Source organism: Bacteroides sp. BFG-606 (assembly GCF_024788145.1).
Lineage (GTDB): Bacteria > Bacteroidota > Bacteroidia > Bacteroidales > Bacteroidaceae > Bacteroides > Bacteroides vicugnae.
In genome coordinates this window covers 3987020-4002362 of sequence record NZ_JANUIL010000001.1, presented here as the reverse complement: position 1 = coordinate 4002362, position 15343 = coordinate 3987020, and the positions used below count along the sequence as shown (strand labels likewise).

Here is a 15343-nt window from a genome sequence, read left to right as displayed (position 1 = left end):
TTAGTGTTCTCTTTTTGGCTCAACGATAAACCACGGATTCAATAAATCCTCCTTATTATATCGTAGAGGTTCTTCCTCTCCAGCCTGATATACTTCCATCCCTGCAGCACGGGCTATCGCATGCCCGGCAGCCGTATCCCACTCCATCGTCGGAGCGAAACGCGGATATACATCAGCCTTACCTTCAGCAACCAGACAGATTTTAATAGAACTTCCGCTCGAAATCAACTCCACACTGCCGTGTTTCTTCTTCAAATCTGCAATATATGATTCAGTTTCAGGCGACAGGTGCGAACGGGAAGCAACCACGATCAAATGATCGTGCACCTCCTTCAAAGGTATCTGTTCCGACTTCCCAATCAGCTGTTCCAATGCCACGCCGTCATCTTCCAGACTGACAATACCGGAACATTTATAAGCCCCTGCACCTTCGATCCCGAAATAAAGTTCTTTTTTAACAGGCACATAAATAACACCGAACACAGGTACAGCGTTCTGCACCAAAGCGATATTTACCGTAAATTCTCCATTGCGCTTAATAAACTCCTTCGTTCCATCCAGCGGATCTACAATCCATAAAGTATCCCATCCTCGACGGATCTCATACCCTAAATGCTTCCCTTCTTCACTAAGAACAGGAAAAGGAGTATCGTTCAGAATAGCCACAATCGCTTCATGCGCTTTTCTGTCTGCTATAGTTAACGGAGAGTTGTCAGCCTTCCTCTCTATCTCAAAGTCCGATGCCGGATCATTATAAATAGAAAGAATCTTTTCACCCGCTTTTAGAGCCGCATCAATAGCAGCCATAACATATTTTTGTTCCATTCAATCTCTAAAATTAATGCCCTATTCACATTCAGGCAATACATCCTCCAAATTAAGAGTTGACAAAAGTAAAAACTTTCTTTGCTATAAAAGTTTCCCCACTATCATTTATAACTTCTTTTAGTAGAAAGATAAAAATATCTAAACGAAAAAGCCACTCATTTTCAATAAAAAAGCAGTAACTTCCCAGTTACCGCCTTCTTATTCGGAAAAAAACGTTCGTTCTTTCCAATATATATTACCAAAAAGAAATCAATATACACGATACAGCAACCAAGCACCCTGGAAATCCGAACGGTTCGGATATTTAGCCTTGAATGCATCGCGAGCTTCAGCAGCAGCAGCCTTGTCAGCAAAAGAGTTCACAATCACACGATACATTGCCTTATCAGCATTAAATGCAATCGTAGAGTGATATCCCTGTCCGTCCAACCAATCTTTCAGGCCTTCAGCATTCGCTTTCACACCAAAGCTACCTGCCACAACGCTATAATCTTTCAATCCTTCGTTACCGGAAACCACTGTAACCTTTTCCTGACGAACGCCGGATGTATCTGCCACTTTAGTAGTTGTCACAGGAGCTGCAACCACCGGAGTAACCTCTACCGGAGCTTCCACCTGCGGTTCTGCCAATTCTTGCTGTTTTGCTTTTTCGTAAGCTTTCTTATAGGCACTTTCGCTGGATTTACAAGATGCAAATGCCAGCACCAAGCATACTCCCATTCCTAATACGACTAATTTTTTCATAATCCTATACTCTGTTTTAATTAATAATTCAATATTCTCGTCTATTATATTTAGTTTCGGGCAACAAAATAATAGAAATTTTATCATCCGGCAAAGAAATCCGTCAAAAAAACGTCTATTCCGGCTTCTTCTTATACGAAATAGTGCCTGTAGCCTGATAAGTAGGCATCAAAAGTACCTCCGCAATCTGAATATGTGCAGGAGCCGACGCGGCAAAATAAACAGTTTCTGCAATATCATCTCCCGTCAACGGACGAATCCCTTTATAAAAATTATCGGCAGCCTCCTTATCTCCCCGATAACGCACCACTGTAAAGTTTGTCTCCACCATTCCCGGTTTTATATTCGTCACTCTCAACGGAGTGTCCACCAGATCGATCCGGAGCCCGTCCGAAAGAGCTTTCACGGCAGCTTTCGTTGCGCAATACACACTTCCACCCGGATAAGCGGCATCCCCCGCAATAGATCCTATATTAATAATATGTCCGCGTCCGCGTTCCACCATACCGGGCACCACCAAACGCGTCATAGCCAGCAGTCCCCTTATATTCGTATCGATCATGATATCCCATTCATCCAGGCTACCCTCGAATTCCTTATCCACACCGATCACCAGTCCGGCGTTGTTCACCAACACATCAATCGCCTTCCATTCTTCGGGCAATGATTCCAAAGAGGCGGCAGCCAATTTCCGGTCGCGCACATCAAAAGGCAATAAATAAACCCGGACACCATACCCCCCTTCCAGTTCAGCTTTCAGTTCTTCCAGTTTCGATACGGTACGGGCATTCAGAATCAGGTTCCATCCCTCCTTCGCAAATTTACGGGCACAACCTTCACCAATTCCGCTACTGGCACCGGTTATAAAAACAATCTTAGCTTCCATTATGTTTTGATTTACAATATTCGAAAGCAAAAGTACGCCTTAACCTTCAAAGGATAGCTACGAAAGTCAGTTAAATAAGATTAAACCATAAAAGAAAAAAAGAATTATAAAACGAGGCACTTTTTTTTCAGTTTTCACGAACAACCTTTCGATAAAAATGTTATATTTGTTGTATCATAATCATTTTAAACATTATACATTATGAAAGGATTGAATGTTTTAGCAGCTTTTTTGGGTGGTGCAGCCGTAGGTGCAGCCCTTGGTATTTTATTTGCTCCTGAAAGGGGAGAAGATACCCGTCATAAAATCGCAGAGATTCTTCGTAAAAAAGGAATCAAGCTTAACCGCAGTGAAATGGAAACTCTCGTTGACGAGATCGCTGCCGAGATGAAGGGAGAAATAGCAGAATAAGTAAGTAACCAAAGACTAAAAACAGAGCGACCATGTTTGCAGACGATAAAAGTATTGAGAATTTTCAGCAGTTGTTTTTCGAGTTCAAGAAATATCTGGAGCTTCAAAAAGAATATACCAAATTAGAATTGACGGAGAAGTTAACCATACTTTTTTCCACGTTAATTATGATATTAGTACTTATTATCCTTGGCATGGTTGCCCTGTTTTATCTGCTTTTTGCTCTTGCTTATATATTGGAGCCTTTGGTGGGCGGTCTGATGTCGAGTTTCGCCATCATAGCAGGCATCAATGTTGTTCTCATCGCCCTGGTTATTATTTTCCGCAAGCAGCTCATCATTTCTCCGATGGTGAACTTCCTCGCTAATTTATTTTTAACCGATTCAAATAAATAAATTATGAATGCGCAGACCCCGCAGAAATTTACATTAGAAGAGATTGCCGAACGTAAAAAGAAGCTTTTAAATGAGATCCATGCTCAAAAAAAAGCCATGACAGCTACTACACGCGAAATATTTGCCCCACTTGCTCCGGCAACCAACAAGGCGGATGCACTCATGCGTTCGTTCAATACCGGTATGGCTGTATTTGATGGCGTAGTGATGGGAATCAAGATTATGCGGAAGATACGGGCGTATTTTAGGAATTTGAGATAAAAAGAGCTACTCTTCCACTATCCATTTTTCTATATTTCTTGTTTGCGAACTAAAGTTCACACCTACTTTAAAAAGCTTACGATTATCCGCTTCAAAAGGAAGTGAATAATGCTTCTCGTTAATCTGTCTCAAAGCTTCTTCTGCCGTGCCATTCAGTTTAAATTCCATGACATATATGAATTTGTCCGTCTGCAAAACAAGGTCGATGCGTCCTTCGCTTGTATGATATTCCACTTTAGTATAAAAGCCTACGAGTTTGAAAACGATAAAAAGCACATTTTCGTAATGCAACTCCTGCTCGCGAATCACGTCATAGCCTGTATCTGCAAAGAAACTTTGCAAACGACGGAAGAAAGAGTTATAATCACCAGATTCAACTTCACGGACAAACTTCTGAATTTCAAACGGAGACTCCACCTTATTCACGTTCGCATAATAAGGAAGCAGGAAACGAACAAACCCCTCTTCCACTTCACGATTCGGAAAACCTAAACGATATATACCAAAACGTTCGTCATACCCCTTAATGGTGAGATATCCGCTCTGATAAATCACTGGAAGGGGATTACTAGATTCCGAGTCAATGCTGTTCAGCACCTGTTCGTCTGTTTCCTCATGAGCCATCCGTTCCAAATCATAGTGATGCTTCTTCAACAAGTTCACCAGATAAGTGGGTGTCCCCGTCTCAAACCAGTAGCTGCCGAACTTCATCTTATCAAACGTGTTCAACAGACTGAAAGGGTTATAGATTCCTATAGTATGTTCCACAAAGTGATAGCCATCATAACATTCTTTCAATTCTGCGCACACCTGCTCATAACTCATCTTCTGCTTTTCTGCCAACTGATGCAATTCCTCCTCCAGATTGTCATGTATTTCTTTCTCCGTGATACCGCAAATATGCACAAAGCGTTCATCCATTGAAATATCCTTCAAATTATTCAAGTCATTGAATACGCTCACCTTGCCAAATTTTGTCACCCCGGTCAACAACGCAAATTTGATGCAGCCGTCCATCGTCTTCAAAGCCCCGTAGAAAGGCTTCAATGTATCCCGGAATTGCTTCTGTAAGTCCTCATTGCCAATTGCCTGCAACATCGGCTTGTCATATTCATCCACCAGAATAACTACCCGTTGTCCGGTCTTTTCATAAGCGCGCTCTATAATACCGGCAAAGCGTAGAGAGAACGAACGTTCCGATGGTTCGGCACCATAAAGTTTTTCCCAAGCGGTCAACGATTTATCCAGAATATTATCCAGACTCTCCGGAACATCATACTTCTCAATATTAAGGTCGAGATGCAAAATTGGATGTTCTATCCAATCTTTTTCGAGCTTCTCCACCATCAGTCCAGCAAATAGTTCCTTCTTCCCTTGAAAATATGCTTCCAGGGTAGAGATCAGCAGACTCTTTCCAAAACGGCGCGGACGACTCAAAAAGTAATAACTCCCGGTCTTTACCATCTGATACATCAAGGCCGTTTTATCAACATAGAAATAACCGTCTTGACGGATTTTCTCGAAGTTCTGGATACCAATAGGATATATTTTATTGCTCATACATGTACAACCTTTTAATTATGGTGCATACAAATATACTGCTTTCATTCTATAACACAAAGCTAGCAATGATTTTAATTCTATGATAGAAGAAACTTTGGGGTGAATTATATTCGGATGCAGAAGGTACGGACATATTTTAGAAATTTGAAATAAAAAATCATTTAGTCAATCGCTTGATTGGATACTTTCAAATCGTCTATGATTTGTTATAGCACATCTTTTAACTTCGGCAAATCATGTTTTATCACGTCATAAACAATTTCAGCATCTAAATCATAATGGTGTGCAACTATATCCCTCATTCCCATTACACCTTTCCAATCCATCTCTGGATACAATGATTCTATTATCTGACTTTTACACATAAATTCCATCTTTATTGATACACCCCCTCAATAATTCATCCATATTATTTCGCAACCGAACCACATCAACAGGGCATTTCAATAGTTTTTCCAATTCTTCTTTAATATGAACTAAAGTAAAGATAGAAGGTCTATCAATTTCAACACAAATATCGACATCACTACCCTCATGTTGTTCACCACGAGCAACGGAGCCAAATATCCCTATGCGAGAAATACCATATTTAGCAGCATTCTTTCGCATATACTCACGAAGCAAAGATAAATATTCTACAGTAGTCAACATAATAAATTGCTTTTATCTATACTACAAAGAAATGCATTTTCTTTCAAAAACACAATAGATAATCAATAAAAAACATTCTAATTCTTTCTATTATACAAAACTAGAAATCTGAATATTATCTTTAATCAATAAACATGCTATTAAAAAGTAATATATCAACGATCTTCACAGACAGTTGATATATTTAGAATACATATCAGCATTTGCCAATATGAGGGGACAGATCAGGAATATACCGCTGTATTTTTCCCAACCTGCAGAATGTAGGGGATTCATGTGTGTAGCATGAAGTTAGGGACCTACATATTTCGTTATTATTATATGCTATTTAGACTTGTATATACCTTCGTAATAGCTCTCGTAAGCACCACTGGCGATAGTATCCATCCGTTCTTGATTATCTAGTCACAATAGTCGGCACACTATAAGTATCGTGAAAAGCGCGTACAAAGTGATCACTACCTGCTTTCGAAGCCGAGTAGGACGACTCTGGTCTCTTTGAAATTCAAAGAATATTCGTACGAGCAAAAGTAAACGGATCTCTGATACTACGGTCCACGTGACTTTCGGCAGCTAAATGAATGACTCCATCTACATGATATTGCTTGAAAATTTTCAGCATCATCTCAAAGTCACAAATATCCGCTTTTACAAAAGTGTAGTTTGGTTTATTCTCTATATCTTTCAGGTTAGTCAAATTCCCCGCATAAGTCAATTTATCCAGGTAAATAATATGGTAACCGGGATACTTGTTCACAAATAAACGTATCACATGGCTACCAATAAATCCGGCACCACCAGTAATAACAATACTTCTTCTATTCATTAGTTACCCTTTTCCTGTGCGTCCACTTCCTCTACACTGCTCAAAACGATACCTTCATATTATTATTTAATTCTATTATTCCTCATAAAATTTCATGATAACAATTGATTTTCTATCAGTTATCTACACTACCAAAGTGATTATTATCTTTTCAACAATGCTAATACAAACTGCGGCACTTTCCATGCCATTTTCTCCAATTTCGTCAATGTAGGAGCCATACCGTGTGAAGCATACACCCGTATATCCTCATCCCACATTTTTTTACGCTTAGCACTATCAGTAGAAAGGCCTCCCATACGCATCTTTACAATATACTCCCCCAAATAAGTTGTCGTGAGTCCTCCTGTAATAAGATAGCGCAACAACAAATCGCTATCTGCTGCTATTTTATAGCTCTCATTATAGAGTCCTAAACGATTTACCACCTCGCGACGGATGTAACAGGTGGGATGCAGTGGTAACCAACCATGACGTACTTTCCAAAGTCGATAACTACCTCCAATCCAATTGCGTACTACCTTATCAGTATTATCAGGATCCACAAAAAGTCCATCTCCATACAAAAAGTCGGCTCGAGTGATTTTCATACGCTCCACAATACGACTTACCACCCCATTACTATAGAAAAAATCATCCGAATGCAGTAACCCTATTACATCACCTGTAGCCACACGAATTCCCTTATTGATAGCTTCATACATTCCATGATCAGGCTCCGAGATAATAGTTGAGATACAACCTTCATATTCCCTAATGATCTCTAACGAACCATCTGTACTCGCCCCATCTACAACAATAAACTCTATGTTATTATAGTCCTGCGCCAAGACACTCTCTATGGCACCACGAATCGTCGCCGCACGATTAAAGCACGACGTTATTATAGATACTTTCATAAAATTTATCTTTGAAAATTCCTAATCACTTGAATTATCACTTTGAACTTCTCACGCTCATTGTGAAGTAAAGTACAACTTCTCTCTTTTCTTTTATATGAAAGAAAAGATACATCCACCCAAAGTACTTTAACATAAGTGTAAAATTCCACCTCAGACCCTCTTCCTAGCTACAAGGCTTTTCCAGAAATAACTTCTGCTCCTTATTCAAAAGCCTTGAGTAGACAACATAAATCACTATTTATAAACATTTAATACATACAGAAGAATACTATAAATATTTCTCTTCCAAATATGCCTTTATTTTTTCTTCATTCCATTCGTATTGCTTCTTCAATTCATACACCTTTGCATCCGCTAAAGAACGATACCAAAAGCCTTGTAGAAAATGCCACAAAAATCCCTCCTTACCATCAAGAAAACCACCTCGAAAGATGTAGCGAAGTATAAAAAAACCAAAAGCACGCCAGAAAAGAGGCATCTTGATGTATTTCAGCTTCTTTCTGCGGATAGTAGCCGAATGTTCACCCGAATTTACGACCGATTCTTCATTCAAGTTATACTCCGTCAGTAACAAGTCAATAGCCTCACGAGTAGCATAACCATTATGCTTATTTGTCCACCAAGTTAGTCCATTCAGATTATCATCATAGAAAGGGCACTCTAGTTCACCAATTATACCTTCAGAAAGCTGGATGTGTTCATCCATATACCGATTCTCACATACCGCATTCTTTATCTTAAAGAGACGAAGCAAAATCAATGGTAGAATACCATGTTTGATATATTTCCCCATAAAGATACGTCGACAAGGAGCTGTAAAACCATTAACATCATCTTGTAAACAAGGGAGCTTTTTATGTAATTCTGTTATTAGCTCATCCGACAGATACTCGTCCGCATCCATACGCCATACCCATTCCGTAGTAATCGGCAAATTTTGCAATCCCCAATTAAACTGTTTCGAATAGTTTTCCCATGCATGCTTATACACCTTTGCACCCATTTTCTCTGCTATCTCCACCGTCTTATCAGTAGAAAAAGAATCTATGATAAAAATTTCCTTTGCGAACTTTCGGGCATTGTTCAAACACCGTTCTATATGAATTTCTTCATTATAAGCTAAAATAACAACTGATATGTCTAACATGTTAATAAATTATTTGAGTTCTCTCTTTTTAATAAATTTAGCGGGATTTCCTCCTACAACAGTCCAAGGTTCAACATCTTTAATCACTACTGCACGTGCTGCACATACAGCACCCTCGCCTACCGTCACCCCTTGCCCAATGAACACCTCAGCACAAATCCATGCCAAATTCTCAATCACAATTGGCGCATCTGTTTGATGATGATGAGGGTCTGTTATGTCATGCCCTGCCGTACAAAGAAAAACTCGTTGGCTCACAGTAGCATTACGCCCTATGTAGATAGGTGCTGCATTATAGCAGTCTACTCCTTCAGCCAGACAAGCGTAATCATCCATTGTCAGTAACCAAGGCTGAAATACCTTTGTTGTAGCATAAACTACTGCCGTAGGTGCAATCTTTGCCCCAAATGCACGAAGCAGCGTACGCTTCCACCCCATAGCGGTAGAGCGAGGAAATGGACGAGCAAAGCAAGCCCAAATCACGCTCCATATCAATCTGCGCAGTTTATTACTCTTCGAGTATGGAGTTTTAAATTCCATCAAATCCTTTTTCATAAAATTGATTTGTACATATCCACAAATTCCTTTGCCACCTTACGCACTGAATACTTCTCCTCTACCAGTTTACGACCATTACGTCCCATCATCTCCAGTTCATCTTCAGTAAGCGATAAAAAGTTACAAAGTGCTTGTGCGGTTGCCTCTGTACCTACCTCCGTCCACCAGCCACACCGCTGACTCTCCAGCTCGCTCCATGGTGTCCCCATAGTAGTTATCACAGGCGTACCACTAGCTAGTGCCTCTGCCACCACAATACCAAAATTCTCACTGTGTGTAGGTAATATAAAGAGATCCGCTTGACGAAATAATTCCCATTTACGATTACCATATACACCACCTTCAAAGATGATTAATTGTGATATACCGAGACGTGCTGCTAATTGCTTTAATTCCTCAATATAGGTAACATCCCCTTCACCAGCAATGCGTATCACATAGCCTTCCATCTGTTCCTTCAATTGAGCAACTGCCTCAAGAAGAAAATTAATCCCTTTCTTCACATGTATACGGCTCAAGAAGAGAATTTCCTTGTTACGCTTCCATGATGGCTTCATCTCTATATCCTCCACATCAATGCCGTTAGCAATGACCTTAATCCTATCGTTATAACCTAACCTCTGCAAATTTTCTTTCTCGCTCTTTGCAGTAGCGTGCAACACATCCGCCTTCACCACTGCTGACTTTTGATAAAGCAACAATGCAGGAACTTTCTTTGACCAGTAATGACGCGCCATAATCCACGGCTCTAGCATACCGTGCGGTGTAAGTACCACTTTATATCCCAACGCCTGTGCCCACTTTTGTGTAAAGGCACAAGCAGGCATCCAACAACAGTTTATATGCACCACATCAGGTTGTAATTGAGTTAACAATATCCTCCATTGTCGCTTTATCTCCATGAAGTTGCTAATTTCAGGAATGAAATACACCTTACAATTATCCATTTTTACAGGATTCCCACTAGCGTGACTCACCACATGAAGCTCTACCAATCGTCCCAATTCTTTAGTCAACAATTGCATATAAGCAGTTGTTCCACCCGATGTACGGTCTAAACTAGGAATATAATGTATTACTCTCATAAGCGTTTATTCATAAATTTTGTATTATATAATTTGCCACCGCTTTACCTGAAATGTAGTTTCTACTCCATACAATGCGTTCATTTACCGTCTCCCTTATCCAATCTTTTTTTGCAATACAGGCATCAACCACATTACTTAATCCCTGTGCTTCTTCTAGAGTAAATACCATTCCCTGTTGCTTATTCTTCAACAAATACGAAGCTCCACAATGATTGCTTGTTATCACATACAATCCTACTGTCAACGCCTCATTCACAACAGCCCCCCACCCATCATGTTTTGAAGGCAAAATCAGTACATCATATTGTTGCATAATCTCCGAGACCCTCTCCATAGGTTGTATACCATAGAGTGTTACTTCTGTTTTAGACTGGATGTTCATTTCCTCGATCTGCGTTCTCTTCTCGCCATCTCCTACTATACCAAGCTCTAATTCTACTTTTTGACACAACACCTGAAACATTTCCACCACATTCTTTCTATCTGACAAACTACCCACATAGAGCATCTTAAGCCTCTCTGAAGTCGGTATAGGATGTGTACGTTCTTTCCACTCCGTACAATATATAAAAGGTAATACTTTCCATTTTTTACTCCAAAAGCGATAATAAGGCACGAATTCATCTCCCATCACTAATAAGTAATCAAAATACTTTATATATCGCCAATCTTTCAATGCAAATCTTAGTTTATGCTGCCATAGTGGATGATTATAGAGTAATGGTGGCTCGGTTATTACCCCTCGCTTAAAAGAATAATTGAATGAGAGTTTCATCCATGGTACAATTTCAGGAAAAGCATTGATTCCAGAAAAAAAACAAAACGTTTCAATACCTTTGCACTCCTCATATAGTTTTTGCACTACTCCTATAGTAGGAGTAATCAAAAACTCTATTCCCTCTACCTTAAGCAATTCTGGAGTCTTCCATCCCATCTGTTTGCGATCATCATAATCAATACGTGGCGCCACTACCACCACCCTATCTACACTTTCATAAACAGGCAATTCTTTAATATATGGCATCTGATGAGGACTGATACAGTTTTGCAAGAATATTAAATTCATTTCAAAATGAAGTTTTGTAATTGTTTAAAAAATTTCTGTAATGAAAATGCTATTAGCATACTAATAAGCAGTATCATCCAAGCAGAGAGTGAACTATGTACCATACCCAACATCTGCATATGTACAAGATACAGTTCATATGATAAAGCACCACATAATGCTAAAACAGGATTAATCACCCATCTATGGGGTAACAACCAAAGAATAATCATAACAGAAATTCCCAAAGGTAATTTTATGCCAAATTCTACTAGAGAGTAAAATGGTGTACCACATAAATTCCTCACTTCTGGCAACTGCTTGATTGCTAATGAGACTAACCCTATAATACAGAATATTGCCATTAGTTGTACATATTTTCTTTTTGAGAGCAAAAGAAACTTTTCTTTTTTCTCAGACAAGAGTACACCTATCGGAAAGCTCAAACATTGTTCTGCCCTAATAGCATCCATACAAAAAAATGTATAAATGGCAAAAGCTACCAATAGATACCACCTATATTTATAAAAGAATTTAAATGCTACCCAAAACACCAAATAGCAACGTAGCATATAGTGCACATACCAATAATCATCTTGTCTGATACTACATATATTCAGAAAAAGATTCTTATAGTTATGCTTATCGTAAAGCAAATAAATACCAATATAGAACAATAAGAAAGGCACCCATACCCTCCACAGTTTACTCTTCAAGAATCCTCTCATGCCTCTCTTACTAAATGATTCTGTCAACCCAAAGCCAGATAAAAGCAAGAATACTGCTACACCTATTCCTCCAAAAGGAGTAAAAATATTAGTTCCCAACTCACCAGCACAGTGTTGCAAGGCTATTAAAATAATAGCAACACCTCGATAACACTCTGTCATCTCTTTATCATAGATATTCACCTCTCCCAATAATATCCCTACGCCACTTCGACAAGTGATTAATGCAATAGTACCAATTACTATTATTACAAGTAATATTGATTGAGTCATATAAAATTCATCTTCCCACAAGCCATGGGGCATATTTATTAAAGCTTCTTATTAAAAAATATAAGGTAAATGCCAATAGGAGCAATCGCAATATTGCATCTTGTACAGTGGATAGAGACAAACACTTTGTTAATATCTTCATAGAATTATAGATAATCTGATGGAACGCTACTATAATCAATGTATTTCTACCAATAAAGCACACTGTAGAATTTAATAAAGTTACAGATAGTCTTGATAACAATATACTAAGTAAACCCAATATTATTATACCGCAAAAGGCCGGTAAGATGTGAAAATATCCATAGCTAATAGGTTGTAAAAGGCATGATATTATAATCAATACTATCATTACAGAACTTACCAGCCAATATCTAATTTCATGCATGTTTAAATTAAGAGCCATATTCCTTATTACGTGACCTACGGCATAATAAAAAAGTGGCATACTAGGTAATATCACACCAATAGCCTCATTTCTAGTTAAACCGATATATTCAGGAGTAACACCACGAAAATAATCAGATAGAACTATTAAAAGGAATATTATAAATAACTTCAATACCCAATTGCTTGCCAGTTTATTAATGAAGAAATACCACAATTCTGAAACAAATAAAGCACGAATAAAGTACATAGCTAAACAGCCTGTTAAGAGTTCTGTAAAATCAGTCTGAATATGAGATATATTAAGTCCTTTCACTATCAACCATAACAGTGTATTCAAGCAGAAGAACGGAATAATTAATGTTTTTAATCGTCTTTTTATATAGGACCGAAAGTCACTATACTTGCTATCATTCAACATCATGCCTGAAAGCATATAAAACATCGGCATATGAAAGGAATAAATCCAATTATAAACCGTCTGCGATATTTGTGCAATACTAGTATGACCTATTACAACCAAGAAGATACCAAGCCCCTTGCAAATATCAATCCATTCAATTCTCAAAGATGATTTCTGCATGCTTATTTCAGCCATGTATCACGTTGTATTTTATCAAAATTTTTCTGTACTAGAGGGATTTGTTCCAGTTTATTATATATGGCTTTTATCACCTTTATCTGCGCCAATTTTGCATAAATTCGCTGTTTAAAGTTCATTTTCTTCCAGCTATTCTTCACCATATGAAGAGCATATGTATTTTCTGTCTGCTTAGAGGGGTGAGTAAAGTACTCATCCGGGAAAAGATGCATATCCTCTTTCAGTGTCTGAAATTCATTCACATATCTAAAACCATACTTTTCTGCTTCTAGAGCCATGATTACTGGTACAATTATCTTATCATAATATGTTCCATCTGGTAAAATAAAGTGTTTTCCTATATAATAATCTAAACAATCTTTTATAAAGGGATGATTCTTCTCTGCTGCAAATATGCTTGACTCTATACATATATCAATGATTACATCCTCTTTATTTTTTTTGTATCCTTGGGAAGTGAGTTGATCTTCTACGTGGTTAATCCGGACATTATCTCCGTGATACTCCATAGCAGTAAAGAAACGATAGTTCAAGAACTCATCAAAGCGCTTTAATACTTGAATATCAGTATCCATATAGATACCACCATATTGATACATAGCCCACATACGCACATAGTCAGCCACGAAGGCATACTTTTTCACTTGATATGCCTCCTGCACAAAAGGCAGTGAAGCAGAAATATCAAATGTAGTCTCGTCCCAACATTTTATTTCAAACTCTGGAAATATCTTCTTCCAGCCATCTATATATGTTAAAAATTCATATGGAAGTGGACTACCCCCAAACCAACAATAATGAATAATCTTAGGTATCATACTCGTTTTTGATTAAAAAATAAAGGTTTTAAATGATTGATTGAAATCCATCCCATTCTCAAACTGTAGATAATTCCTTGGGTTAAGAAAAAAATAGACTGTAAATTGACAGCCTACAGTAGTGATATAGCCTTCACCAAGAGAATTAATACAAAAAAAAGTGAGTAATGCTCCCAACAAACAATGCACAAAATGTCCATCTTTTCTAGATAAAAGGTATCTAAAATTCTTGTAAGTAAGCATTATAAAAGGAACAGCTCCTAGCAAACCTAGTTGAGATAAAAGTCCGCCCCAGCCAGTCGTAGTTTCCACCATTCCTGTCATTAATGAAAATTCTGTAGGATTTGAAACAGAAGCAAAACCAATTCCATATATGGGGCTTGATGTGAACTCATCCCATCTTGTTAACCAGGTACTTTCTCTTGATCTCATATTGAACGATTCCGTACTACCACCCTGTTTATCGAGTATACCTACAGTATAATCCTCCCATATCGGAAATGTAAAAATAGCCAATGCAGCTAACATAGCAAATAATGTAACAGTACTTCCTATTTTACCTTTTTTCTGAATATAAATCATTATTAAAGCAGAACCAATTATACCAACAATTGAGTTACGCGATGATGATAATAATAGACATAACAGTAATCCCAATAACAACCCCGTAAATATAAATACATATATTTTTTTTATATTTTTCCTATACAATAACAATGAACCAGCATATAATATCCCCATACTGCACAACATACCAAGATAATTGGTCCCTATAGTACCTGCATATACTCTATTACCCTCCATAATAGAAAGGCTCCCCGTTCTGTATAAATAGTAATTTAGAAACCCAACAAAAACTAGTAATAGACAAGTGTATTGAAGGAATTTGAAACACATTACCGCTTTTTTCCTATTAAAAAGTATAGGAGTAATGCCAAATAATAAAATGGTATAAGCTGTAAATCGGAAAGGAGTTTTAAATACTGGCAATATTTCGTTAAGTAAGATACTTAGTAAACAAGCTAATAGAAACCATCCAAACACAGAGTTTAAATTATTTCTCTGTATTTTTCTATTGTAATATAAACAAATAAATAGTAGCATTGGATAGTATAATATATATCCTATACCACCTGTAAAAGTGGATACGAACATTGATGCTACAATCAAAGCAAAATAGAATGGTGGTTCTTTAAGAGCATGGAAAGTGAAATCTTTCATTCAAATAATA

General features: G+C 37.9%; 18 protein-coding genes and 1 pseudogene. 3 read left to right on the top strand and 16 right to left on the bottom strand.

The features are described 5' to 3' along the window. The 3 genes from cysQ to NXV01_RS14935 all read right to left on the bottom strand — a co-directional run bounded on the left by cysQ (position 1) and on the right by NXV01_RS14935 (position 2458). Complete coding sequence (gene cysQ, locus NXV01_RS14945) at positions 1-825, bottom strand: 3'(2'),5'-bisphosphate nucleotidase CysQ (RefSeq protein WP_167511825.1); 825 nt, start codon at positions 823-825, stop codon at positions 1-3. A gap of 252 nt (positions 826-1077) precedes the next feature. Further along, positions 1078-1572, bottom strand: coding sequence for an SPOR domain-containing protein (locus tag NXV01_RS14940; RefSeq protein WP_004307254.1), 495 nt, complete (start codon positions 1570-1572; stop codon positions 1078-1080). Between the two features lie 115 nt (positions 1573-1687). Further along, a complete protein-coding gene (locus tag NXV01_RS14935; RefSeq protein WP_148366338.1) occupies positions 1688-2458 on the bottom strand; it encodes an SDR family oxidoreductase in 771 nt (256 codons plus the stop codon). A 201-nt stretch (positions 2459-2659) separates the two neighbouring features. On the opposite strand from NXV01_RS14935, the gene NXV01_RS14930 reads away from it, so the two are divergent. From NXV01_RS14930 to NXV01_RS14920, 3 genes are read left to right on the top strand one after another with little or no spacing between them, the layout of a single operon-like run. Further along, the gene (locus NXV01_RS14930; protein ID WP_259022778.1) at positions 2660-2869 is read left to right on the top strand and encodes a YtxH domain-containing protein; all 210 of its coding nucleotides are present in this window, start codon (positions 2660-2662) and stop codon (positions 2867-2869) included. Positions 2870-2901: 32 nt separating this feature from the next. Next, the gene (locus NXV01_RS14925) at positions 2902-3264 is read left to right on the top strand and encodes a phage holin family protein (protein ID WP_004297511.1); all 363 of its coding nucleotides are present in this window, start codon (positions 2902-2904) and stop codon (positions 3262-3264) included. A 3-nt stretch (positions 3265-3267) separates the two neighbouring features. Beyond that, a complete protein-coding gene (locus NXV01_RS14920) occupies positions 3268-3525 on the top strand; it encodes a hypothetical protein (protein ID WP_004297510.1) in 258 nt (85 codons plus the stop codon). Between the two features lie 6 nt (positions 3526-3531). On the opposite strand, the gene NXV01_RS14915 is transcribed toward NXV01_RS14920, so the two are convergent. The 13 genes and pseudogenes from NXV01_RS14915 to NXV01_RS14855 form a co-directional block, all read right to left on the bottom strand. Further along, positions 3532-5085, bottom strand: a complete 1554-nt coding sequence (locus tag NXV01_RS14915; RefSeq protein ID WP_259022777.1) for an ATP-binding protein — start codon at positions 5083-5085, stop codon at positions 3532-3534. A 209-nt stretch (positions 5086-5294) separates the two neighbouring features. Continuing rightward, on the bottom strand, positions 5295-5453 hold the full coding sequence (locus NXV01_RS14910; RefSeq protein ID WP_342988939.1) for a HepT-like ribonuclease domain-containing protein: 159 nt from the start codon (positions 5451-5453) through the stop codon (positions 5295-5297). Beyond that, positions 5446-5739, bottom strand: a complete 294-nt coding sequence (locus NXV01_RS14905; RefSeq protein WP_259022776.1) for a nucleotidyltransferase family protein — start codon at positions 5737-5739, stop codon at positions 5446-5448. The genes NXV01_RS14910 and NXV01_RS14905 overlap by 8 nt, the downstream gene beginning before the upstream one ends. 403 nt (positions 5740-6142) lie before the next feature. Further along, positions 6143-6565, bottom strand: a pseudogene (locus NXV01_RS14900) (GDP-mannose 4,6-dehydratase); the annotation flags it as partial. A 143-nt stretch (positions 6566-6708) separates the two neighbouring features. After that, positions 6709-7464, bottom strand: coding sequence for a glycosyltransferase family 2 protein (locus NXV01_RS14895; RefSeq protein WP_259022774.1), 756 nt, complete (start codon positions 7462-7464; stop codon positions 6709-6711). A 271-nt stretch (positions 7465-7735) separates the two neighbouring features. Beyond that, positions 7736-8614, bottom strand: coding sequence for a glycosyltransferase family 2 protein (locus NXV01_RS14890; RefSeq protein ID WP_254008963.1), 879 nt, complete (start codon positions 8612-8614; stop codon positions 7736-7738). Positions 8615-8623: 9 nt separating this feature from the next. Further along, positions 8624-9154, bottom strand: a complete 531-nt coding sequence (locus tag NXV01_RS14885; RefSeq protein WP_254009560.1) for a putative colanic acid biosynthesis acetyltransferase — start codon at positions 9152-9154, stop codon at positions 8624-8626. 11 nt (positions 9155-9165) lie between these two features. Next, on the bottom strand, positions 9166-10257 hold the full coding sequence (locus tag NXV01_RS14880) for a glycosyltransferase (protein ID WP_254008962.1): 1092 nt from the start codon (positions 10255-10257) through the stop codon (positions 9166-9168). 10 nt (positions 10258-10267) lie between these two features. Continuing rightward, positions 10268-11326 (bottom strand): glycosyltransferase family 4 protein, encoded by a 1059-nt coding sequence (locus NXV01_RS14875; protein ID WP_259022773.1) that lies wholly within the window; start codon positions 11324-11326, stop codon positions 10268-10270. Continuing rightward, a complete protein-coding gene (locus NXV01_RS14870; protein WP_259022772.1) occupies positions 11323-12306 on the bottom strand; it encodes an acyltransferase in 984 nt (327 codons plus the stop codon). Before NXV01_RS14870 ends, NXV01_RS14875 begins: the two co-directional genes overlap by 4 nt. Before the next feature lie 7 nt (positions 12307-12313). Continuing rightward, positions 12314-13291 carry an acyltransferase family protein gene (locus NXV01_RS14865; protein ID WP_259022770.1) on the bottom strand — a complete coding sequence of 326 codons (978 nt, stop codon included), beginning with the start codon at positions 13289-13291 and terminating at the stop codon, positions 12314-12316. Beyond that, complete coding sequence (locus tag NXV01_RS14860; RefSeq protein ID WP_259022769.1) at positions 13279-14112, bottom strand: glycosyltransferase family 32 protein; 834 nt, start codon at positions 14110-14112, stop codon at positions 13279-13281. The genes NXV01_RS14865 and NXV01_RS14860 overlap by 13 nt, the downstream gene beginning before the upstream one ends. A gap of 12 nt (positions 14113-14124) precedes the next feature. Continuing rightward, positions 14125-15333 carry an O-antigen ligase family protein gene (locus NXV01_RS14855; RefSeq protein WP_259022768.1) on the bottom strand — a complete coding sequence of 403 codons (1209 nt, stop codon included), beginning with the start codon at positions 15331-15333 and terminating at the stop codon, positions 14125-14127. Between the last annotated feature and the right edge of the window lie 10 nt (positions 15334-15343).